Genomic DNA, 23116 nt, shown 5'->3' with positions numbered 1-23116 from the left:
TCCCCACGCGGTCTACCACGATAACTTCGTCAACAGAGCGCTGTCTGTCGGTTTCTCCGCTTAACCGAACACGGATGCATTCACCTCCTCTTCGTTCTCTGAGTTCAGGTAGCCGTCGGCTTGCGATTTATCCTCTTATCCGAATACGAATGGTGTCGAAGGTATTCGTCTGCGTGCTCGTGCGTGAGAGACGGGGTGTATCGGCCTTCTTCTTCCCAGACCCACCGATAGAACTGATCCATTCGATTCGCACGAGATTTCACAGTCGTCTTGGCATATCCTTCGGTCTTTTCGGGGTCTTTCCCGAAGTGGAGAAGCCGGTCGAGAAACTGCTCTCGTTCCGTGCTATAGTCGATGAGCTGGCGCTCGTTGAGGTATGCTTTCGCTTTTCCTGTGACAAGATTAATATTTTCGGGGGTGTTCGTTGCCTGGTCGCTGTTCTTCATTGCCACCCCTCCATACCGGTACCCCGCTTCGATGCCCGGGTATTCTGCTGATCGCAAGACGGCAGTGGATTTTCTCGTATCAATTGTGTTGCCGCTGCTGGCCCTTCGGGCCGCCGCAGTCTTGCGTTTTTTTTTCACCTGTCTGAACTTGCTTGCCTTCTCTCATTCGAATATTCACTCCATTCCACGACCGAAAACTAAGGGAATGCGTTGGGTTTCAACTAGATCAGCTTGCGATTTTCAGGGTCTACGGCATCGAGCAGGCAAACCATTATGTTGGAAGATCTGAGTATATCGCTGTAATGCTAACCTTTAATATAGTTTCTTTAAACACTTCTTACAGACAGTTACGATTGGGGGCTGCCACGGTCCCGGGTGGATGCGGTGCCGGGGCTGTGGGGGTCGTGATCGCTGGGTGTGAGAATGGATAAGGGATCTTCGAATCTGGGGCAGCATCGTGGTGGGCAACGGCCGCACAGAGAGGCGACGCCAGCTATTGGAATTGATGCAGTGACGTCTGATGAGCGTCCGGAGGCGGTTGTTGAGACTGTACAGCGGGTAACGGGATTGGAGACGGAGGTGCTTGTCGCTGTCTCCGAGGACGCTCCGGAGCTGCGGCGGCGGTTGGAGAAAACCGATGCAGTGTTGGTTGAGGTTACTCCTGGCAGTGCAGGTGCGCGGCACGCGATTGCGGTGGCAGGGAAGCAACGCGGTGTGCCGGGGGTCGTGATGCATCCGCAACCAGGAACAGACGCGCGACTCGAGTTCGATGAGAGCGTGGCGACGTACCGGTGGTCGGACGCGTACGTGGTGACCGGGCACGTCAGCGAAGCCGATGCGGCGACACGACACGTCGGGGTCGTAATACGGTCTGAACACGATGCTGGCACGATCAGTGCGTTGCGGAGTGATCTGCACCAGTATATTGATGAACTCGTTGTAGTGACTGACGCCGAGGCTGACGGGACTGTGCCGGCGGCGGTGCAGTCAGGGCCCGGGGTGCCAGTGGAAGTTGTTGAAGCCGAACGGGATCGGTCTGGTGTGGCGGCTGGACTGGCGTTCGTGACGCGGCAGTACCCGGGGTGTGAAGCGGTTGCGGTTCTCGGCCCGGACACGAATTCGGGTGGTGTGGCATCACTGCCGGCGATGTTTGCTAGTCTCTCAGAGCACGATGCTGACCTGGTTGTGGGGCGTGAGGTGACTGGGTCGGTGGGTGACGACGGTAGTTCGGGGTTCGGGGCGCGGTTGCGTGAGGCGTTCGGGACTGGTGATGAAGCGCCGCGGTCCGATACTGAACTCGACCACGAGATTCAAGTGGTGACGCCGGAGGCGGCGCGGACGATCGAACGACACAACACGGCGACCGCGACGCGGCTGGGCGTGATCGATGCAGCGATTCGCAGCGACTTGACGGTGCAAGTCCACGAGTACGCGGCAGACGCGGTGGACCAGTCGGACACTGCTGCGGCGCCGTCACAGCCGGACAGTGTGCTTGTCGGCCGGGACAGCGACGTGCCGCCGACGGTCAGCGTTGTGATGCCGACGATGAATGAGGAAGAAGGGATCCGGGAGTGTATTGAACGGGTGAAACGTGCGGTGTCTCAGTCGGGTTACCGGACGGAAGTGGTTATTAGCGATGATTCGGATGACCGGACGCCGGAGATCGCGCGGGAGCTCGGCGCGATCGTTGTCGAACCTGACCAACCCGGGTACGGGTACGCGTACCGGTACGCGTTCGAACGGTGCCGCGGGGAGTACATCGTGATCGGGGATGCCGATACAACGTACGATTTCGAGCAGTTCCCGAGGTTGCTCGACCCGGTGGTGAACGGGGAGGCGGATATGGTGATGGGGAGTCGGCTTGACGGAGAGATCAAAGACGGGGCGATGCCAGCCCTCCATCAGTACGTGGGGAATCCGGCGTTGACACGGTTTTTGAACGTGTTTTACGACGCCGGGGTGAGTGATGCGCATTCGGGGTACCGGGCGTTCCGCGCCGGGATACTTGATGAACTGGAATTGAAGACTGATGGGATGGAGTTTGCCTCGGAGATGATTATGGATGCGGGGGCGCGGGATCTCACAATCGAGGAAATCCCGATTACGTACCACGAGCGGGAAGGGGAGGCGACGTTGGAGAGTTTCCGGGACGGGTGGCGGCACGTCCGGTTTATGCTGGTGAACGCGCCGGGGTACTTGTTCACCGGGCCCGGGATCGGGATGAGCGCGGTCGGCGTAGTCGTGATGCTGGCGGTGTTTGCTGGCGTAACTGTGAGTGGTGTGTCGTTCGGGATTCACACGTCGATCGCCGGGGCGTTACTCACGATCGTCGGGTATCAGGTGGCGAATCTCGGGGCGTTTGCGACGGTGGCGAGTGACCCGATTCAACGGTCCGAGGACGTGCTGACGACGACGCTGATCGACCGGTTGAATTTAGAGCGTATGGCGACGATCGGTGCCGGCGTGTGGCTGGCTGGCGTGGCGTACGCCGGGTGGCTCGTCGTCCAGTGGGCCGCGACCGGGTTCACGCAGTTACCGATGCGGACTGGTGACGTCATCGCGTTCACCGCCATCGTCATCGGGCTGCAAACCGTGTTCAACGCGTTCTTTCTTAGCACCGTGAGTCACAATCGGTAACACTCCGACTCGTCACCGCGGGACGAGTCAAGCGTCACCGTCGAGTAACTCGCAAGTGGATAGTCGGTGCAGACTATTCATCCCCCCTCTCGCTTCGATCCGTTCAGTTCAGGCGATACACTGACCGAACTTTTCGCTCAAATGCCGAGGCTATTTTTGATTGCCGAGTCGATTTGCACCATATCTGATGGCGGGACAGATCCAATGTTCTTTGTTACACGTTCGTCGATGTCGACAACCCGGATTTGACTGAGATCTGCCACCGAATCGTGATCGAGAGCGGTATCCGAAGCTAGTACTTCTACCTCGAACGGGTAGGTGTCTCCAGACGTGTATTGCTTTGTGAATGTCGACGTGCCCGAAGAGCGTCGTGGCGACCTCCATCAAACCAAAACCCAATTCCTGCACTGCGCCAACCGTACCAGCGAGTGGGCGTGGCGCTACGACGACCTCTGTATCACCAGCAAGAGCAAGGCCGAAAACGCTCTATATGACGAGTTGCGCGATGAAACCGACCTCACCGCCAACCTCGTCCAGAAAGGCATCCGCCGAGCAATCGAAGCCGTCGATGCAGGAGTCGAGAAACTGAAGCACGGCGAACAGACGAGTCAACCCGAGTTCGATTCGTGGAGCGTCGTGTACGACAAACGCTCTGCGACGTTCAATGACGACCACGCTACGCTCTCCACACCGAACGGCAGAGTCACTACTGAATACGTTCTTCCGCCCGAGGACGAACGAGAAAACAACCCGTTCGGCAGGTACTACGAGAACGAGGCGTGGGATGCCTCAAGCGCCACGCTCCAATACGACGAGCAGGATGACACGTTCTCCCTGCACGTCACGCTGAAAACCCCCGACTACGAGGGTGACGGAACGGAACGCCAAGAAGCCGAGTCACGTGATGACGCCACCGAGAACGGAGTGGTTCTCGGTGTTGATTTAAACGTGACTGGCGCGTTCGCCGTCACCTCCACGGGAGCGTTCATCGGCAGTGCGGACTACCTCACCCACAAGCGCAACCAATACGAACAACGCCGCGCCAAACTGCAACAGGCAGGCACTCGTTCCGCGCACCTCACGATTCAGTCCATCGGCAGTCGCTTGTCGGATTGGTCGCTGGACTGGTTGCACAACAGAGCGAACGACCTCATCGCAGAAGCCCAAGACGCGGATGTAGACGGCATTATTTTCGAGAACCTTGACCACATCTGCGAGAACATCGCCAACGGGTCGAAGTTCCAGCAGTGGGCCTACGCGAAGTTCGTGGAACTCGTCGAGTACAAACTCGAATCCACTGAGTTGTTCGTGGATACGGTGAACCCGGCGTACACGAGTCAGCGGTGTTCTCACTGTGGGTTTACCCACGAGAATAATCGTGACGACAAGGAGTTCAAGTGTCTGGATTGTGGGTATGAGGTGAACGCGGATTACAACGCGGCGAAGAACATCGCCAACCGGTACTGCGGGTATATCCATCGCGGGCAGACGTCTCGCGGTGGATGGGTCACCAGTCAACTGGCCCTCAAGTCAGGGGCGTTGAACGTGAATGGCGAGTACACGCCTGCCGAGTTACTCGGTTAGAACGGGAGTCAACTGACAAGCCTCGGGGCTTGACCCCGAGGCAGTTGACATTACCTGGAAACACGGGCGTCGGCCGGGCAGGTGGTGCTGGGTACACTGCCGGGTTCGTGGCGACGGCGACGCGACACCCGGCGCTTGACCATAGCAACCCCACCCTCAGGAAACACCAGCCAGTACGCCGGGTGCTTTCGATGCCGGATACCGACGAGTACCGAGACATCCTCCTTACGCACGTCGACGCAGCGTTCACCTCCGACGGGATTACTGACACTGCTGTTGACGCGGTCCACGAGTACTGCGCCGGGGTCGAACACATCGGTACTGCACTGGATATCCTTCGCCGGGCAGGCGAAACCGCGGCCGCAGCCGGTGCTGACACGGTTACGGAAGCGCACGTTCAAGCGCAACTGGATGATTCTTCTCGCCCCGTCGACCTACCAAGTGACGCGTGACGACAGCAGCACAGTGATCGAGCGCCGTGCAGCAACGGCGCCGCGCTACTCTGGAAGGCTGTACACACTCGACGCGTCGACACACCGCATCGCTCACTGTGTACTTAGCAAGGCGAGTGCCTCGGAGCGTTGGCTCTGAGACGGCTCACAGCACAAGCCAGTCTTGACCCTGCGCCCAAGTCAACACGGCTGGGTCACCTTGAGTTTCCATTGCGCTGGCCCGGCACATCGCGTGCTCATCACTGTTTTCCTCGAAATCAGGTATCGCTTCCAACGTGTCGCACACGAGGACACCGACGTCAGCGACGCTCTTCTGATGATTCTCGTCGTCGGCAGCCCGCCACAGCATCCGAGTGAGGAGAGCCGACAGGTTGCCTTCGTGCCGCGGGATCGACTCGTTGATGTCCTCAACCGTCTCCGGATCGTGTTCAAGAGACGCCAAATAGGTGCCCTGTTGAATGGCGGTGATCGGGGTCCTTTCTGTTTTAACCAACGTGTGCCGCGTAACTGTCTAACTGTTGGTTAATACTGGGAGTAGTTTCGCCGTGGCTTCCTCCGCGGGCCCGTTGGACCACATTTCCGGTCTTAGCTACCGCTCCAACCGTGGTTTTACCGACGCCCAGATTCGAATCCCGAGGAAGACAACGACGGCGAAAATAATGAGCCCAAACTGCGGATGCGTGTCCAGATATTGATAGATTCGGAGTAATCGCAGCCACGGTGGAATATCGTCTGCCGGACTCTCGGGCAGCGGGTACAGCGGGTATAGCAGAAACCGCGCGTCAACGAATCGCCCTGCAAGGAGTGCGGTGTACGAATCGCCGAGCAAATGACTCGTGTAGCCGATTCCGAATGCCGCTGGGGTCACCACTCGCAGGCGGTCCTGCCAACTTCCAGGGTCCCAGTAATCTCGCGCGTAGTGGAAACTGCCCCAGATGAGCGCGATGACGAGCCCGCACGTGAATACTGAATGTGCGAGTGAGCGGCCGTACGGGACGAGGTTCCAGTACGCGAGTGGTTTATCGATCAGATCCGGGAACTGGCTGCCGAGTGCGAGTGGGAAGAGTGCGAGGCGTGCTGGGAGTCGCCGACTGGTCACCACGGCGTACACAGCGTAGCAGAGATACGCGGTTGCAGCGTGGCCGAACGGGAGCACAGACTGCGTGTCACGCCTCGCGTACAAGTGTCTGTCCACATCCTCGGTTCGACGGTGGTGTCGAACCGCACATCCGTGCTGTACTGGGCGTTGGGCAGTAGTGGCTCACGGTCTGAGGCACGGCGGTTCGGCGCCTAGAGGGAGAGAGGCGAAATCCACAGCCACTGAGATTTGAGCGAGGGGCGAACATCTCATATGATGCAGATTTCCATATGGGCCCCTGAGCACAAGGTGGAATTATATAATTAGATTGCGTGAAAGGTCATGTATGGCCGCGTTAGGGATACAGTCCACAGGAGCTGATCGGCGGTTCGCACTCGGGTGGGTTGGAATGGCACTCGTGATGTCGGTAGCTGTCGCAACGATCGATTTTCTTCCACTGCCGTTAGAAACAGTGTACGTGTTCGCTGCTGGGGTGACGCTTCGGGAGACACTCGGCCTACTGTACTGGATGCTGCAAAAATAGGAGCGGATCGCGTTCGGCTCTGACATCAGATCTACTGGGGACCCGGGAGAAGACAGAGAGTACCATCTGCAATCCACAGTTGGGAGATAAGTCCGGCAAACAGCCTTTGACCGCCGGGTAGCGCGCCGGTCGTTGCTGATAGATCCGTCCGTGCACGCCGAATAACAGAGACAACCGACAGCGAGATCACTCTACGGCCCCACTATTATCAGGGGATCTAGAACTAGCAGAACCGACCGACCGGGACTGGAATTTGCTTTCGACTGTCGAAAGAGTAGAGGACGCCGCACTCTGGGGTGGCGGCAGGTTCTCTTGAGTGCGCAATTGGCTGGCCGTATTCCCGGACGAGGCTGCACTGACGTTCACCCACAAGTGGAGTTCTCGGTAGGCCGCAGACCGATTCAACGGAGTAGAGGGCTCGTCGCGGTACAATAAGTATTGCAGTCGGAGCCGGTCGCCTGTGAGGCGTGGGGCGACAGTATGCTGCCGATGCCACGTCTCGTTCGGCCCCACACGAGTCTCGAACCGGCGTAATTGCTGCGCATCTCGCACTACGGTGTCATTTTCAACGATATCGACACGTTGGATTTCGACGATTACGGTGTAAGTGACGGGGCGATGTTCGTGGTTCCCGATCCCTACGACGAGTGACTGAGGCTCGCCAGCCACGAACTCGGTCGGGTAGCCATCGGCGACTAGCTCTCCGGTCTCGTTTTCGGTGAGCAGGTAGAATTCGGTGAATGCTTCGCCTTGTTGCGGAACAGCGACAGCGTACCCGACACTCCCGACAGCCAGCAAGATCGAGACGACAAGCAATACGTTTAACGCGAGGTCGGTGCGTGTGTCTGGCTCAAGCAGCTCAGTCTGTGCGGTATCGAGCCATTGGTGATATGGGACGGTGAATCGGTCCTCGTCAGGTACGTCCCATCGCCGGCGTGCAGCCACGATAGTCGTCACGATGACGAAGGCACTGAGGGCTGTGAGAATTGGGACGAGACGGATTCCCCACGGTGTGAAATTCAGTACGAGTCCGATGAGCGGGACGATTGCGATACTGAGCCCGAATGATAAGGCGACGCGTTCGATTCCATCGATCCCAGATCGCTCTTCAGATTCGACGCGTTCCTCCGAGCCCGATTCACTTTCGGTGTCGTCGTGTGGAGACTCACCAGCTTCCGGGAACAAGGCGGCGATGAACGCGTATCCAGGGATGAAAAGCACAAATGGGAGCCCGACGATGACGCGGAGCGGAGAGTCGCTAACGAGAGGAAGGAACACCGCAAGGTTCGTTACAACCACCGAAATGAGAACCGCCGTGAGGTCCGCTGGGAGGGAACGAAGATACGGGGGGATGCGAACCGGAATAGCCCAGCGATCCATTACACGGGGCCACGAGGTTAGTGAGTAAAAGCCCGGCGGTCCCGGTGCCGTGAGGCGGTAGGTACAAATGCGTTCGTTGGCAGGATACGGTAATGGTGACACGTCGCCGTCAACGCTTCATCGCCGGGACGTTGGCGTGGCAGCTCGGGACAGTGCTTGTGTTGGCACTCCTCGGAGCTCTTTCATTCGAACTCGTGTTCGTCGTGTCGCTGATCGGTCTGCTCGTCGTGACGGAATTGACAGCACCGTTCGCCGTGACGCCGGCGTGGCGACGCCGTCTTATGTGGGTGATCGGCATCGGGTTACTCGTATTCGGGTACATCGTGATTCGCCGAATCCTCGCCATCCTGCCACCGGGGGTGATCTAAGTGGCGTGGGACCGTCCGTCGTATCCACAGTTGCTGCTCTATGCGCTTGCCGTCGTACTGGGCGTGACGATAATGGTGAGCGCGGGGACGTCGACAGCGGCATTCGGCGCGTACAATCCGGCGTGGGATGGGACCTCGGAAGTGCGAAAAACAGCAACTACACTGGGCGCGGACCCGGTCGTCGTCCAGAACACGACGCGATATCAGGAGGTGCCTCCGGAATCATCGGTCGCGGTGGTGTTCTCACCGACAGAGTCGTATACTGATCGGGAAGCAGCGAGGCTCCGAGAGTTTGTGCGAGCAGGCGGGACCCTCCTCATTGCGGATGATTTCCGGGAACACAGTAATCCGTTGTTAGCGGAGATCGGCGCGAACGCACGGATTGACCCGGTGCCACTCCGTGATGAACGTCGGGCCGGGCCGAGTCCCGCATTCCCTCGCGCCACAGCAGTAGCAAACCACACATACACACAGAACGCCAGCGCGATTATGCTGAACCACGGCGGGACGGTGCGTCCGAGCGGCGCAACCGTCCTCTTCGCGTCCTCGGAGTTCAGTTACCGGGATCTGAATCGTGATGAGACGCTAAACAGCGACGAACAACTGAGTCGGCATCCGGTCGTCACTGTGGAGTCAGTCGGGGACGGAGACGTCATCGTAGCGAGCGATGCGAGTTTGTTCCTGAATGCGATGGTAGAACGAGCGGATAATGGGGCGTTCCTGCGGTCAGTTGTGGCGCCGCACGATGCCGTTTTAGTAGACGTGTCTCATACGGTCGGAGTGCCACCACTGGTCGCGTTCCAGTTATTGTTGCAGCGATCCGGCTGGATTGCGTTCCTAGTTGGGACGGCATCCGTGATCGGAGTTGTTGGGCTGCCGTATGTGCCCCTGCTTGTTCGGCGACTCCGCACGAGACGGGAGGCGGAGATGTCTGACGTCCCGCGGACTGCCGATGAGATTGCAGCTGGGATCCGTGAACGACATCCGGAGTGGGATGCGGACCGAATAGAGCGCGTAACGGACAGTTTGATGAGACGGCGTCAGCAACCGGATACTGATGACTGATCCGGCGACGCTGGCTGAAGAGATTCGAGGAGAGGTTGGGAGGGTGCTAGTCGACCTGGATGAGGAAACGGATTCTCTCACGATCGCGTTACTGACTCGGGGGCACGTCCTGCTGGAAGGCGTGCCAGGGGTAGCGAAAACGACACTCGCACACGCGTTTGCGAACGCCAGCGGCTTGTCGTACAATCGAATTCAGATGACGCCGGATATTCTGCCAGCAGATATCACGGGGACAAACGTCTACCGTGAATCGACTGGTGAATTCGAGCTGCAGAGAGGCCCGGTGTTCGTGAACGTCGTTGTGGCCGACGAAATCAACCGTGCGACGCCGAAAACCCAATCGGCGCTTTTGGAAGCAATGGCGGAAGAACACGTCTCGATCGAAGGGGAGACGCTATCGCTCCCGTCGCCGTTCTTCGTGATTGCGACGCAGAACCCGATCGAGATGGAAGGAACGTTCGATTTACCTGAAGCGCAACGTGATCGCTTCCAACTCAAGCTCACCGTAGATCTTCCGTCAGCGGACGCCGAACAGGAGTTACTCGCACAGTTCGATGGGAATCCGACGATGGATGCCGACGACATAGAGGCGGTCATCGATACGGACGACATCAATGCAGCACGTGAGGCTGTCGCTGCTGTATACGTGTCCGAAGCCGTCCAGCAGTATATTCTTGATGTCGTGGCAGCATCCCGAGAGCATCCGGACGTGGCCCACGGTGCGTCACCGCGGGGGTCGCTGGCGTTGCTTCAAACGGCGAAAGCCTGTGCAGCGATCGACGACCGGGACTACGTCATCCCTGATGACGTGAAATCAATGCTCGTCCCGGTGTTGCGACACCGACTTGTTCTCACAACGGATGCGGAACTAGGTGACGTCGCCCCGCTCGAAATCGTCGAAGATATTGCCTCATCAGTGTCACCTCCTGAAAGTGAAGGGATTAGTGAACCGCCAGTCGATGAGGCCGTTCCAGACGCGTCCGAATCGGATGTCGCACACGATTGACTCTGGGCCACCCCTGGGACCGAGGCGGTTGCGACTGAGACGCAAGAGCTACTGTCTCAAACGCTCTCGTGTCAACTGCCTCGGGGTCAAGCCCCGAGGCTTGTCAGTGGACTCCCGTTCTAACCGAGCAATGGCGAAACTACCTCCAGTATTAACCAACATTATGGGTAGTTCCTGGCCGGCTGTTGGTTAACTCGGGGCAGCCTGTAGTCCTGTTGCGGTGGAAGGTGTGTCCGAGGCCGCAGACGCGGGCGGCGACAGCGAGCGCAACGGTTATTTCGGCGGGTGTCAGAAGTGAGGACAGTTGATGGTCCCCGAGATGGATGACGCGCCGGGTGGCGAGACGACTCCGGTTGTATCGGCGGTGGATGTCACTCGGACGTACACCCGGGGAGACACCGGGATGTTTGGCCGTGGCTCCGCACCGAGTGTCCAGGCGCTCGACGGAGTTTCGATGTCGATTCAGCCCGGTGAAGTCGTCGGAATCGAGGGGCCGAGCGGCAGCGGGAAATCTACGTTGTTGCACTTACTGGCGGCGCTGGATATCCCGACAAGTGGGACGGTCTCGTTGGCTGGGACGGCGACGGATCAGTACTCAGGACGCGAACGGACGAAACTCAGATTGGAGTATGTCGGGATCGTCTTCCAACGCTTCCACTTGCTGCCGTCGCTGACGGCGCGGTCGAACGTTGCGCTCCCGTTAGTTGAGGCTGGCTGGTCGAAATCCGCCCGTCGGGATCGTGCGACGGAGTTGCTCTCTGACGTTGGGTTAGATACGCGGACCACGCACCGTCCTGGCGAGTTATCGGGGGGCGAACAGCAACGCGTGGCGATCGCGCGAGCGTTGGCGACCGAGCCGGCGCTCGTAATAGCTGATGAACCCACAGGAGAACTGGATTCTCAAGCAAGCACCCGCGTGCTGGAGTTACTACGTCGCATCACGGACGAAGACCGTGCTGTCGTATTAGCGTCACACGACCCGCAGGCAATCGAGGCCTGTGACCGCGTCGTGCGACTCCACGACGGGCAAGTGCGAGAACGCACCGCACCGCAATGAGTCGCGTGCAACGGCTCTGGTCGCTACTCGGTGTGGCCGCAGCCCGTGTGGTTGGTCGCGTGCGTGTCGCGCCACATCGCGTCGTGTTAAGCGTACTCGGGGTTGCGTTAGCGATCGGGTTGATGGTATCAGTAACGGGGATTGCAGCAGGCTTAGCCTCGCAAGCGGTGATCGAGAGTGAAGATGTCGATTACTGGATTGTGCCGGAAGAGTCCTCGACGGAATCCGTGGTCGTCGGAGCGGGCGGGTTGAATCTCGGTGACGTGCACGCGACCGCCGAGTCGCTGAATCAGGACGAGCGAATTGACTATGCGACACCGGTGCGGTTGACGTTGATCCCGTTTCAAGACACCGTCACGGGAGAACAAACGTACGTGTTAACAGTCGGGATCATTCCTCGTACTGGAGTAGAGGTGTTTGGGCTATCGACAGCCCCAATGACTCCAGGAGATCCGTATTACGCGAACGGGACGTACAACGGGACGTGGACCGGCGAGCTCGTCGTGAACGACGCTGCTAGCACTTTGCTGAACGCGTCGTCGGGAATGACGCTGTCGTCCTCGCGCGCACCGGACCGACGGTTCACCGTGACGAACGTATCGACGAGTCAAGCCCCGTCGATTGGCGGGACGATCCCGATTGCTGTGATGCATTTAAGTGAGTTACAGTCGATGAGCGGGGCGCAAACCGGTGATCAAGCGGATCAAATCCTTGTCAGCACGAATAGCCGTATTCGAGAGGAACTCGCCGCACAGTATCCGCGTACGACAGTAGTGACGCGCAGTGGCTTAGCTGCACAAGAGGTGTCAACATCGAGCCTCCCGTTAGCGATCGCGCTGGCAGCGCTTGTGGCCGCCGTCGTCGTTGGAGTGTTGTTCGTCACGACGCTGATGGGATTAGAGGTCAACGCATCACGGCAAGAACTCGGGATGCTCGCCGCAATGGGATTTTCCCGCCGATCTCGCTCACTCATCATCGCCGCTGAAACGGTCGTGATCGCCCTTCTCGGCGGGCTAGTCGGGATCGGGGTTGGTGCTGTCGGTATCGCAGGTGTAAACGCGTTCGGTACCGCAACACTCGGTATTGACGCTGTGGCTCGGTTTGATCCGCGAGTGATTCTGTACGCGCTCGGTGTCGCCGTGTTAATCGGTGGTGTCGGTGCAGTGTACCCGGTTGTGTTGAGTCTCCGGACAACGCAACTGGAGGTGCTTTCGGAGTGAGTCGCTTCACCCGATGGCGAGGGTTGATCGGCGTTGCTGTATCGATCCTACGACACGAGCGCACACGGACTGTCCTAGCTGTTGTCGGCGTAGCGATGGCAGTACTCGCCTCCGTGCTATTGGTGAGCGTCGGGATCGGCGTCGTCGAAACCGGGCAACAAAAGTTCGACCAAGCGGGTCGAGACTTGTGGATCAGCGGCGGCCCGATCGAGATTCAACCAGGTAGTGTTGGTGCGTTCGAGAACTCAATCGTCGGCGCACACCAACTTGAAGCCCAACTCAATGCGCGAGAAGACGTCGCTACAGCGGACCCGTTCGTATTCCAAGCCGTGTATATCAGTCAAAACGGGTCACAGTTTGATTCGGTGATTGGCGTTGGCGCCGCATCGACACCAAACGCCATTCCAGTAAGTAAGGGCCGAGCCATCAAACGCGGCGACATTCACTACGGCGACGGAAACTACAACGGCCCGATGGTGCACGAAGTCATTATCGGTCAACGTGTTGCTGATCGATACAACGTGTCAGTCGGCGACACGCTGTATATTGGTGCGACAGCATCCGTGGCACGACAAAACGAATTCACCGTTGTTGGGATCTCAAATATGTACTCCAGCACAGTCGGTGCGGCAACGGTCGTGATGCCACCGAGTGAACTCCAGGAAATTGCCGGATTGACTGCGAGCGACCGAGCAGCGATGATCACAGTGAAACTGAAGGACGGCGCAAGCGTCACTGAAACAAAAGCCGAACTTGAACGAGCGTACCCTGAATACACGATTCGAACAAATCAAGAACAGTTGCGAGCGACGTTAGCTGATCAAGCGATCGTGATTGCTAGCGGGGCAAGCCTCGTATTGTTAGCGATAATCGCTGGCGTATTGTTACTAATGAACCTCCAACTGTCGTTCGTTGCTCGGTACCGGGAAACGTTCGGCGCGTTAACTGCACTCGGTACGTCGCAGTCGTCTCTCGTGCTCGTGATCGTTACGAACACACTCTGTATCGGACTTCTCGGTGGACTCCTCGGGGTAGCGCTTGCATGGCCCGGTGTCTGGGCACTCAATCAAGTGACGGTCGCTATCACCGGGTTCGAGAACGTCGTATCGCTGTCAGACCGTATCCTGCTCGGGGGTGTCGCTGTCTCAATCGGGATCAGTCTAATTGGGGGCATCGCCGCGACGCTATATCTCGGTCGGGTCCACCCATTGGAACATCTCCGATGACAGGGCGAAAACTTCTTTATGAAAGTTGCAAGGCTAAAACCCCGCCCTTCAGGGCGGGGATACAGCCGACAATTCCTACACAACCCACCGCCGATGACACTGCCGGATATTCCACGCCCCGGTCGTTACTTTTAATACCTAATTCTTCATAAGTGCTTATGAACACAGTCCGATGCTGGAGACAACCCGCACATATCGAGCGAAAATCGTCAATCACTCTCAGGTGAGTGACGACCTCGATGACTGCGGACACTCAGCATCCAAACTGTGGAACGTCGCTCGCTACCACATCCAGCAAGAATGGGATGATACCGGCGAGATTCCGTCCGAAGCCGACCTCAAACGCGAGCTAAAAGACCACGAACGATACAGTGACCTCCATTCTCAGTCAAGTCAGCGCGTTCTCGAAGAACTCGCTGAGTCGTTCACCGGCTGGTTCAAAAAGCGCAAGAACGGTGACACAGACGCGAATCCACCCGGTTACAGAAAGCGGGGCGACAATCATCCACGCTCCACCGTGACGTGGAAGCAAAACGGCATCAAGCACGACTCCAAGCACAACCAACTCCGTCTGAGCAAGGGCTTCAACCTGAAGAACCACCGCTCAGACTTCATCCTCGCAGAGTACGAGACACGCCCGGACGTGACCGTAGAGAACATCCAGCAAGTGCGAGCCGTGTGGAACGGCGACCGATGGGAACTCCACCTCGTCTGTAAGGTCGAGATTCCTGTCGAGGACGCACCCGGCGACAACACGGCGGGTATCGACCTCGGCATCAAGAATTACCTCGCCATCGCTTACGACGATGGTGACGCCGAGTTGTACCCGGGGAACGTGTTGAAACAGGACAAACACTACTTCACCCGTGACGAGTACGATACAGAGGGTGAGAACGGCCCATCACGTCGTGCCCTTCGTACCCGTCAGAAGTTGTCTCGTCGGAAAGACCACTTCCTGCACGCGCTCGCCAAGCACATCGTTGAGCAGTGTATCGACCACGAGGTTGGTCGCATCGCCATCGGGGAGTTGAGTGACATTCGTGAGGACGAGAACGGTGTGTCTCGGAACTGGAGGAAGCGTGGGAACAAGAAACTCCACGGATGGGAGTTCGACCGCTTTACTACGTTGCTCGAATACAAGGCCGAAGAACACGGTATCGTCGTTGACCGCGTTTCAGAGCGAGATACGAGCAAGACGTGTTCGTGTTGTGGTCGGAAGCGTGATGCGAATCGTGTAGAGCGTGGCTTGTACGTCTGTGAGTCGTGCGGGACGACGATGAATGCAGACGTGAACGGTGCGGTGAACATTCGCAGAAAGATAACTCAGAATCCTCCCACGGAGGATATGAGTAACGGTCGTTTGGCACGGCCAGCAGTCCACCTGTTCAACCAAACCTCTGGGTCGTTCCACCCGAGGGAACAGGTGGGTTGCAAACCCTAATATCCCAACGCTCGGGAATCCTCGCCCTTCAGGGCGGGGAGGATGTCAATAGTATGACGTCATCCGCCTTCGTCCGTGACAGCGTTTCGAGGAGAGAGCCCACGGCTTCAGCCCTATCTCTTGCCCACAACTTGAGTCGATAGCATGAACTGTCCCAGTGGCGAGACAAGACAAATATCTATGATTCTACGGTTTCACCGGGCGTAGGGCGCGATTCCTGCTGTATACCCAGGGTAGTTTGAACACCCCCGTGGCCGGGAGCTGATCACGTTTCGTCTCACCAGTGTGTCTCTTCTAGTCTCAGATCGCTACCGAGAGCAGCCGAAATGCTGTTCTAGTACACCCCGGACTTATGGGTAAGAGACAGGGCTTTAGCCGTGGGAGGATGTCAGTACCGATCAACCTCGACTTTCGGTGAGACACAAGTCTGATATCAGCGGGTAGAGAATGAGGTGGTATATGGATCGTCGGTTAGTCGTGCTGTGTTTATTTGTTGGGTTGCTATTCATCCCACTTGGCTCGGCTGCGACGTACGATATCTCGACCAACCAGATGCTTGATGTTCCGGACCGTGAACGGTCAGGATTCGAGGTCACCCACGTAACTCGCGTCGAGCAAGGAGAAACCCTGGTCGTCGATACGGAAGGGCCTGAGGCCGGGTACGATGTACTGCTGAAGAACCCTCGCGGCACCACTGTTCGGGCTAAGCGAGATGTGGAAGGCGATGCAACGGTCGAGTTCGAGCTTTCGGGAGCACCTGGATCGTGGGCCGTAACGATCACAGATCCCGGATTAGTAGCTGTGCATCCTGTCGTGGTAAAGGGGTATACGGTTGAGACGAACCCGGAGACGACAACAGTCACGCAGGGCGATAAAGTGCAGGTGAATCTCACTGTGACAGAGATCAGTGGAGTAAATGAACAGAAAGACATTAATCGCGTTGAAGCGGTTTTAGCAACTGATTCTGAAGAGGTTCGGGTGACTGCCGACCAGGTTGACGGCAAGGAAAACAAATACGAAGCGACGCTATCTACCGAGGAGTTGTCGTCCGGTGAGTACAAGCTATTCGGAGTAGTGCGCGGGAATCAAGAAATCCCCCGTACTGACCGAGATGAACTTCTCGGGATCAGTGACATAACTGAAGTGACGATTGAGACTGACACGACGGATTCCGATAATTCGAACAACGGCGGGAACACGGGAGGCGGGAATGCTGGCGGGGCTGGCGGAGCTCCGAGCACGAATCCGACAGCCATCAAAACGCCGGAGAGCACGGCCACGTCAACGCCGACAGGCGGGCCGACCGGAACGACACCGGGTGCATCCCTGGCAACAGTAACGACACAACGGCTCACGAATGCATCAGTCGCAGCCGATGTACGTATCAACCAGTCAGATGCTGATACAGAGACGGACGAATCAGCAGTAGCAATCATCAGGACAGATGCGACATCAGACAGCGGGTCACTAACAGCAAACACGGTGCGGATTGAATCTCAGAACGTCGCGCAGTATACAGCGAATATTTCTGTCCGAGACACAGCCCAGAAAACAGCACCGGGTGAGCAAGCAGTCGGGACTGTAACGGTGGATCACAGTCTCGCCGATGACAATGTAGTACAGGCAGCATTCAACCTATCTGTTAAACAGTCCCGGTTGAAAGACTCGAATTTGAGTGCTAATGCCGTCGCTGTGTACCGGGAACACGACGGTGAGTGGACGCGGCTGGACACGGACGTAGTCAGCACGGCCGGACCATCAGTCACGCTGCACGCAGAAACACCGGGGTTATCATCGTTCGTGATCGCTGAGAGAACCGCACAAGCTCCGGCAGTCGTTGACGTGGGGATTAACAACCCGAATATTTCGACGGGAACACCAGCGACAGTCACAGCGACTGTACAGAATCAGAACACGTCATCGAACGACTATGCGGTAGAGTTTATGATTGGTGACCGCCGGACCACGCGGACAGTTACGATCGCTGCCGGCAACACGACAACCGTTACACACACAGTGCGGGAATTGTCGGGAACACAGCGTGCAGCAGTGTACGTGAACGGCGTCTACGCTGGGTTACTTACCGGATCAGGTGAAACCGCGACAAACGACGAGAATGACCCCGCAGGGGAGAGGTCTACAACTCGAAGCGCCACGGCGACAACGACACCTTCGTCAGTCATCACACCAACTGAGACAACAACTCCCACCAGTACAAATACTGGAACACCTGGATTCACTGCTTTGCTGTTCATAATTGCACTTGCAGGATTCCTTATCACGGTCAGTCGGAATTGACCTCCTTCCATAGCGAAGGGCAACGTGGAAGCAGGAAGCCCCACCCTCAAGGAACGAGCCGCGTCAGCGGCGAGTGAGTAGTGGGGCTTCAGCCATCATCTGCTAAATTTGAGCGAGAGACGCCGTGGGAGATGAATCTAGCAGGTCAAGACTGAAGCCGCAGTAGGGTAGTTTACGGAAAATTCGAGCACGGGGAGGATGTCAAGAAATGCTCACTTGACTAGTGTTTTCGCGGCTTGAACGACATCGTCCGCGCGTGCAGAATCAAGTTGTGCGAACGTGGTTTGTTCGTATCCCTGGATCACAGTTTCAAGCGCAGATTCGTCCTCCAAGTCCAGATGGGTAGCACACGCCGTACGAAATTCGCGGTGAGTAAGAGAGTCCGCATTTTCAATTTGGTCTGCGAACGCGGCACGGATCGCCGCATAAGCCGCAGTCACGGCGCGATTAGGGTGATGGTTCGGTCCCGTTGTTAGTCGGTCCTGTGCGAGCGTTAACCACTGATTTGCCGCATCGGACGTTGCACCGGTTGATGCGATGTCAGGAGCATCCAGATCATCACCTCCAGTAGCCATTGGAGTACTCGCACGTCGACGTCGCCACATTAAAACGGCGAGCAACACTGTAAGCAGGATCCCAGCGAGGAGGCCAGTGAGTGTTTCAAGCGACCAGTCGATAACACCGGGATCAACTTCGGGTTGTGAGAGCGACGCCATAGTTGTGGCCTCAGTTGGTGCTAGATTCGTTCCTTGACCGTCGAACCGTCCTGTGATCGGGATCATCGACGCGTTCTCCGTGACTGTGGTCGCGTTCACAGTACGACGGAACCACCCAGTCTCGTTGGTTGTCGCTGTTACCACCGCGTCACCGATGGTGAGACTCACTGGTTGTGCTGAAACGCCATTTCCTGTAGTTGTTGTTAACCGTCCACGAACCATAATCTGCTTCGCAGCAGTCGTTGCTGTGACGGTGAGGTCTGTCTGTGTCTCTGTCACCGTGATAGATGTCGTTGTTGTCGCCGGTGCGACTGCCAAGCCCTCGCGGGCGTGCGTGAGAGTCAAAGATCGATTGCCGACCGAAAGTGACGCCGGAATCTGTTGTTTCAGAGTGACGGTTCCACGCCGAGTCGTTCGGTTCACGGTCTGCCCGGCAAGTGTGGCTGTCACGGGCACTGATGGGACAGGTTGTCCGGAAACGGTGACACGAACCGTTACTATGGCCGTGTCGCCGTACTGCACTGACGGAGTCTGAACAATCGGTGTGAGTGATGGCGTGACTTGCTGGACCGCTACAGGGAACGTCGTGGTCGTTCCGAGATACGGTGCTGTCGGACGCGGCGCATACGCGATTGTAGTTGTTGTAGCAGTTACTGGGAGTGCAACCGGACGGTACCAGACAGCGAACGACCCGTCCGATGCGGTTGTCGTAGTGTACTGCCGTTGGAAGATTCGAATTTCGATCGATTGATTGGCGACTGGTGTGCCGTTCGTCGTCGTCAACTGTCCAGTCACCCGAAGCGGATCAGTAAACGAGACCGTGGTTTGATTCACCGAAACCCGCAGCCGGGTTTCCACAAACGTTTGAGACTGTATTTGAGCTTGTTGAGCGGCGATAGTGGTAGTTACGTTCGAGATGGCGGCCGGAGTTTGTCCGACCGTGACCCCAGAGGCAGTCAGATCCTCGTACGTCTCGGTTAGTGACTGGTTCAACGCAGTAATCTGCGCGGACTGGTTTTGTAGAGTTCGTGCGTACTGCCGTGCAGCTGTCGTATTTCCGTTTGCGCGCGCCTGTTGGTATCGTTCGTACGTTTCCTCGTACGTCTCGACAGCCTCAGCGAAAGATCGTTGTTGGGTGGTCGCGTCGCGGATTCGCTCGGCGATTTGATCATCGGTCGGGTCGTTGGTTTCGCCCGCCACGTCGACGTACTGTTCTAACCGAGACGTGAATTCAGACCCGAGGAGGGCTTTGCCTCGTTGATACTCGCGTTGAGAGATCGCTACCGCACTTTCGTTCAACCGCGTTAACAGCCGGCTGGAAAGCCATTGTCGGAGCGCCTCTGTGTTCCCATCCTCACTAACATCGCTCGGGCGCTCGTGTTGTACCGTCGTATTATTCGCTGCAACTGGTGTGGTCGAAACTTGCAACGGCGGTTGATCGCCCGGTTGTGGGCGGTCAGCAGCTACTGGAACTCCGCTCACCAGCAGAAGCACTGTGATAATCACTACACTGGTGGTCGCTCTGTCCCACGCCGAATTAGCCCCACGCGTCACACTGAATTGAAAATGGCGCCGTGGGAAAAGAGTATCTGTCAAGTAATGGCTTTTGCTAAGCGAACGTATTGCGGGACACTGCCTGCCAAAAGACCAATATATTAAGGACCACGGTACGCGATGAGCGACCGGATGCAGATCACAGACCGGTTCGTGATCCTCGGCGGCGTGTGTGCGGTCCTGGTTGCGTGGGGCGTGATCCTGAGTGCGCCGGTGGTATTCGTCGGCGCGGCGATGATCGGCGCGTGGCTCCTCGCCGCACAGTACCGCTTCGTGACGAACGTCCGCGCGACAACAGCGGCACTCACTGTTACACAAACACTTGACCGGACACGAGTAACAGCCGAGGAAACGACACTGGTACAGGTCGAAGTCGCAACGACAACGCCGGCACCAGTATCAATCACGGTCAGCCCAGATCCACCGATCAGCGGCGAGGCATCGCCCTCGCCCTGTAATATTACGATCGGAGAGGCAGCCGCGCGCGAATCCTTCGACATCACGTGGCCGGTCGCTGGACAGTTCGAATTGAACTCTGCCACAATCACGTTCACCGACCGGTTCGACCTGTTTCGCCACACTGTCAAGCGTGGAACAACCCCGACCGTGACAGTCGAACCACGGGCCCCTCAAGCGATTCACATCGGCGAAGGTGGTGAACGCATTGCCTCCGGGTTCGGCGAACACGATACAGGCCGCACAGGTAGCGGGCTCAAGCCAGCAGAACTCCGACAATACACGCCGGGTGACGCAGCTCAACAGATCGATTGGAAAGCGACCGCACGGCTCGCAGAACCGTACGTACGGGAATTCGAAGCTCAAACCGATCTTGAAACCGTTTTACTCGTCGATCACAGCCACACAATGGATGACGGCCCACAAGGGGCGACGAAACTCGCGTTCGCACGACAAGTTGCGTTAGGGATTGTCGCCAGTGCACAGCACCTCGGCGATCCACTCGGCTGTTATACTGTCGGCAATGCAGGGTTGACGAACACGACCACGCCGAGTACGACACCGGACCAGTATCAAACGGTGATACAACAACTGCAAGCCTTGACCCCCACGCGTCCCGACGAGTCTACACTGGATGGGGACGTGACTCCCCCGGCACGAGCCCGGGAGGCTGCTGCGCGACTCCCCACGGATACAGTATTCGGTGATCAACTCCGCCCGTTCTTCGAAGCGACCGATGCGTACATCCAACGCGTGGCAGACCGACCATTGTTTCACGCAGCACGGCTCGCTACGGCTCGAAACACTGGAGCGACGAGAACCATCATCATTACTGACGATGAGAACCGCGCAGCGCTGCGTGAAGCCGTGAAAGTCGCCCAGCGCGGAGACGGCCAGGTCCTCGTGTACCTCACTCCAACCACGCTGTTCAGCGACGGCACTCTTCGTAATCTCGACGCTACGTACCGTCGCTACACGCAGTTTGAGGAGTTCCGACGAAGTCTCACCTCGTTACCTCGGGTGAAAGCGTTTGAAGTCGGTCCAAACGACCGGTTAGCACGCATCCTGACAGCCGGTCGTACTCTCCGCGATCGGAGGGCTGAATCGTGAGCCACCAGTCCCCTAACTCGGCTGATCGAACACGGCTGTCTGCCGCCCTCACGACTGTCCGGAAACGGCTTGGAGTCCACGACTGGGCTCCGTCGCTCGTCCCCCGAGATGCGATCGTGCTCGTGCTCGTGTTGAGTGTGTGCTGGTTGCTGTTCGGTCCACAAGGAGTTCTGGTCTGGATCGCCGTGACGATTGTGTGGGCCGTGTTGCCTGCCGTGATCGCGGTAGCAATCGGTGTCGTAGCCATTGGAGGACTAGCCGTGTCTGCGGACACTCCACTACTCATCGCTATGTTCGCGCTTCTCATCGGCATCCTAGTACGCGATAGCTTGAAATCCGGCTGGGAACCCAGAGTATTAGGTGTATACTTCACTCTGACCGGGGGCCTGACAGTGATCGTATACATTCTAACGCTACGCACGACTCCCCTTATCACAGGCCTCGTGTTCCTGAGTCTCCTCATAGGTGGGGTAGTCGGGCTGGCTCGCTTCGTTCCGGAGGATAAAAGCCAACACGTGACGTCATCCAACGACGTGCAAGACCTCTCAACAGGTTCCAGCACAAGTGATGAGTGATACCGCATCGTTGACCGAGGAGGATACCCCATCACGGGAGGAGCTACTCACGCAGGTAGAATTGCTTGAAGAGGAAAATCAAGCGTTGTACGAGTCGTATACTCGTGCGAAACAAACCCAGTACCGACGGACTGCAATCGGACTTGTCGGCATTGCGGTTGTCGCCACGGTTGCTGGACTGGCGATACCACCGGCGCGAACGATTCTGCTGTCACTCGCTGGGATCGGGTTCTTCGGCGGAGTATTGACGCTGTATCTTACTCCGGAGCAGTTTATCGCCTCGGATACTGGGCGTGACGTGTACACTGCACTCGCTGAAAACGAACAAGCAATCGTCACTGAACTCGGGTTAACAGAGGAACGTGTATATATCCCCACGCCCGATACGGACGATCCTGCGAAATTGTTTGTCCCGCAACGCGACGAGTACGCACTTCCGGACTCCTCATCGCTCGCAAATACGATCATCGCCTCGGAAAATCCACCCGAGAATGGAGTTGCGTTTGTCCCGAGCGGCACTCGGTTATTTGAATCGTTCACCCGTGCACTCTCTGGATCGCTTGGAGACACTCCATCAGCGCTCGGCACACAGCTTACCGACGCACTTACTGCCCAGTTCGAATTAGTCGAAACCGCCCGCGCAGAAGTCGATACCACGACTGACGCCATTACCATCACTGTGAGCGGCTCCGCATATGGTCCCCTCACGCGATTCAATCATCCGGTCGTTTCATTCATCGCTGTCGGACTCGCAACCGGCCTCGACCGCGCAGTAACAGCTACCGTCTCTGACACCGGCATCGAAAACGGTGACTATCGGATCCGATATTATGTGGATACTAACTCAGGTCGATAGTATACCTGATTTGAGACACCAGTAGTGTAGTATTCTCCACCGGTTTG

Annotated in this window: 18 protein-coding genes and 2 pseudogenes; 14 read left to right on the top strand and 6 right to left on the bottom strand. The window is 57.5% G+C overall.

From position 1 onward, the window contains the following. Positions 1-104 precede the first annotated feature (104 nt). Positions 105-446, bottom strand: a complete 342-nt coding sequence (locus tag ACQUQ0_RS15625) for a hypothetical protein (RefSeq protein WP_435186463.1) — start codon at positions 444-446, stop codon at positions 105-107. 1407 nt (positions 447-1853) lie between these two features. On the opposite strand from ACQUQ0_RS15625, the gene ACQUQ0_RS15620 reads away from it, so the two are divergent. Next, positions 1854-3083, top strand: a complete 1230-nt coding sequence (locus ACQUQ0_RS15620; protein WP_435186466.1) for a glycosyltransferase family 2 protein — start codon at positions 1854-1856, stop codon at positions 3081-3083. Between the two features lie 137 nt (positions 3084-3220). Here the strand turns inward: ACQUQ0_RS15620 and ACQUQ0_RS15615 are convergent. Then, positions 3221-3409: pseudogene (locus tag ACQUQ0_RS15615) on the bottom strand (type II toxin-antitoxin system PemK/MazF family toxin); the annotation flags it as partial. A gap of 16 nt (positions 3410-3425) precedes the next feature. Here ACQUQ0_RS15615 and ACQUQ0_RS15610 point away from each other — a divergent pair. Further along, positions 3426-4667 carry an RNA-guided endonuclease InsQ/TnpB family protein gene (locus tag ACQUQ0_RS15610; RefSeq protein WP_435186461.1) on the top strand — a complete coding sequence of 414 codons (1242 nt, stop codon included), beginning with the start codon at positions 3426-3428 and terminating at the stop codon, positions 4665-4667. A 191-nt stretch (positions 4668-4858) separates the two neighbouring features. Then, positions 4859-5119, top strand: a complete 261-nt coding sequence (locus tag ACQUQ0_RS15605) for a hypothetical protein (protein WP_435186459.1) — start codon at positions 4859-4861, stop codon at positions 5117-5119. A gap of 145 nt (positions 5120-5264) precedes the next feature. Here the strand turns inward: ACQUQ0_RS15605 and ACQUQ0_RS15600 are convergent, their stop codons facing one another. From ACQUQ0_RS15600 to ACQUQ0_RS15590, 3 genes and pseudogenes are all read right to left on the bottom strand, one after another. Continuing rightward, the gene (locus ACQUQ0_RS15600) at positions 5265-5612 is read right to left on the bottom strand and encodes a hypothetical protein (protein ID WP_435186458.1); all 348 of its coding nucleotides are present in this window, start codon (positions 5610-5612) and stop codon (positions 5265-5267) included. Positions 5613-5708: 96 nt separating this feature from the next. After that, positions 5709-6275, bottom strand: coding sequence for a metal-dependent hydrolase (locus ACQUQ0_RS15595; RefSeq protein ID WP_435186456.1), 567 nt, complete (start codon positions 6273-6275; stop codon positions 5709-5711). A gap of 820 nt (positions 6276-7095) precedes the next feature. Further along, positions 7096-8121: pseudogene (locus tag ACQUQ0_RS15590) on the bottom strand (DUF1616 domain-containing protein); the annotation flags it as partial. Between the two features lie 92 nt (positions 8122-8213). Between ACQUQ0_RS15590 and ACQUQ0_RS15585 the strand changes: the two are divergent. From ACQUQ0_RS15585 to ACQUQ0_RS15550, 8 genes are all read left to right on the top strand, one after another. Next, a complete protein-coding gene (locus tag ACQUQ0_RS15585; RefSeq protein WP_435186454.1) occupies positions 8214-8489 on the top strand; it encodes a hypothetical protein in 276 nt (91 codons plus the stop codon). After that, complete coding sequence (locus ACQUQ0_RS15580; protein WP_435186452.1) at positions 8490-9554, top strand: DUF4350 domain-containing protein; 1065 nt, start codon at positions 8490-8492, stop codon at positions 9552-9554. Further along, complete coding sequence (locus tag ACQUQ0_RS15575; protein ID WP_435186451.1) at positions 9547-10560, top strand: AAA family ATPase; 1014 nt, start codon at positions 9547-9549, stop codon at positions 10558-10560. The genes ACQUQ0_RS15580 and ACQUQ0_RS15575 overlap by 8 nt, the downstream gene beginning before the upstream one ends. A gap of 319 nt (positions 10561-10879) precedes the next feature. Next, positions 10880-11617: an ABC transporter ATP-binding protein gene (locus ACQUQ0_RS15570; RefSeq protein WP_435186464.1), complete on the top strand. Its 738-nt coding sequence runs from the start codon at positions 10880-10882 to the stop codon at positions 11615-11617. Positions 11618-11739: 122 nt separating this feature from the next. Next, entirely contained in the window at positions 11740-12837 is a 1098-nt protein-coding gene (locus ACQUQ0_RS15565) for an FtsX-like permease family protein (protein WP_435186450.1), read from the top strand. Further along, positions 12834-14063, top strand: a complete 1230-nt coding sequence (locus ACQUQ0_RS15560) for an ABC transporter permease (protein WP_435186449.1) — start codon at positions 12834-12836, stop codon at positions 14061-14063. The genes ACQUQ0_RS15565 and ACQUQ0_RS15560 overlap by 4 nt, the downstream gene beginning before the upstream one ends. Before the next feature lie 172 nt (positions 14064-14235). Beyond that, positions 14236-15504, top strand: coding sequence for an RNA-guided endonuclease InsQ/TnpB family protein (locus ACQUQ0_RS15555; RefSeq protein ID WP_435186448.1), 1269 nt, complete (start codon positions 14236-14238; stop codon positions 15502-15504). A gap of 459 nt (positions 15505-15963) precedes the next feature. Continuing rightward, the gene (locus ACQUQ0_RS15550; RefSeq protein WP_435186446.1) at positions 15964-17802 is read left to right on the top strand and encodes a PGF-pre-PGF domain-containing protein; all 1839 of its coding nucleotides are present in this window, start codon (positions 15964-15966) and stop codon (positions 17800-17802) included. A 212-nt stretch (positions 17803-18014) separates the two neighbouring features. Here ACQUQ0_RS15550 and ACQUQ0_RS15545 read toward each other — a convergent pair whose 3' ends face one another. Beyond that, positions 18015-20000 (bottom strand): hypothetical protein, encoded by a 1986-nt coding sequence (locus ACQUQ0_RS15545; protein WP_435186445.1) that lies wholly within the window; start codon positions 19998-20000, stop codon positions 18015-18017. A gap of 192 nt (positions 20001-20192) precedes the next feature. On the opposite strand from ACQUQ0_RS15545, the gene ACQUQ0_RS15540 reads away from it, so the two are divergent. From ACQUQ0_RS15540 to ACQUQ0_RS15530, 3 genes are read left to right on the top strand one after another with little or no spacing between them, the layout of a single operon-like run. Continuing rightward, positions 20193-21638 (top strand): DUF58 domain-containing protein, encoded by a 1446-nt coding sequence (locus ACQUQ0_RS15540; RefSeq protein ID WP_435186444.1) that lies wholly within the window; start codon positions 20193-20195, stop codon positions 21636-21638. Continuing rightward, entirely contained in the window at positions 21635-22213 is a 579-nt protein-coding gene (locus tag ACQUQ0_RS15535) for a hypothetical protein (protein WP_435186442.1), read from the top strand. Before ACQUQ0_RS15540 ends, ACQUQ0_RS15535 begins: the two co-directional genes overlap by 4 nt. Further along, entirely contained in the window at positions 22206-23069 is an 864-nt protein-coding gene (locus ACQUQ0_RS15530; RefSeq protein WP_435186441.1) for a hypothetical protein, read from the top strand. Before ACQUQ0_RS15535 ends, ACQUQ0_RS15530 begins: the two co-directional genes overlap by 8 nt. Positions 23070-23116 lie beyond the last annotated feature (47 nt).

Source organism: Halobellus sp. EA9, from assembly GCF_051195055.1.
GTDB lineage: Archaea > Halobacteriota > Halobacteria > Halobacteriales > Haloferacaceae > Haloquadratum > Haloquadratum rubicundus.
Note: the sequence above shows the minus strand (reverse complement) of the source record. Positions and strands in the feature narration are given on the sequence as shown.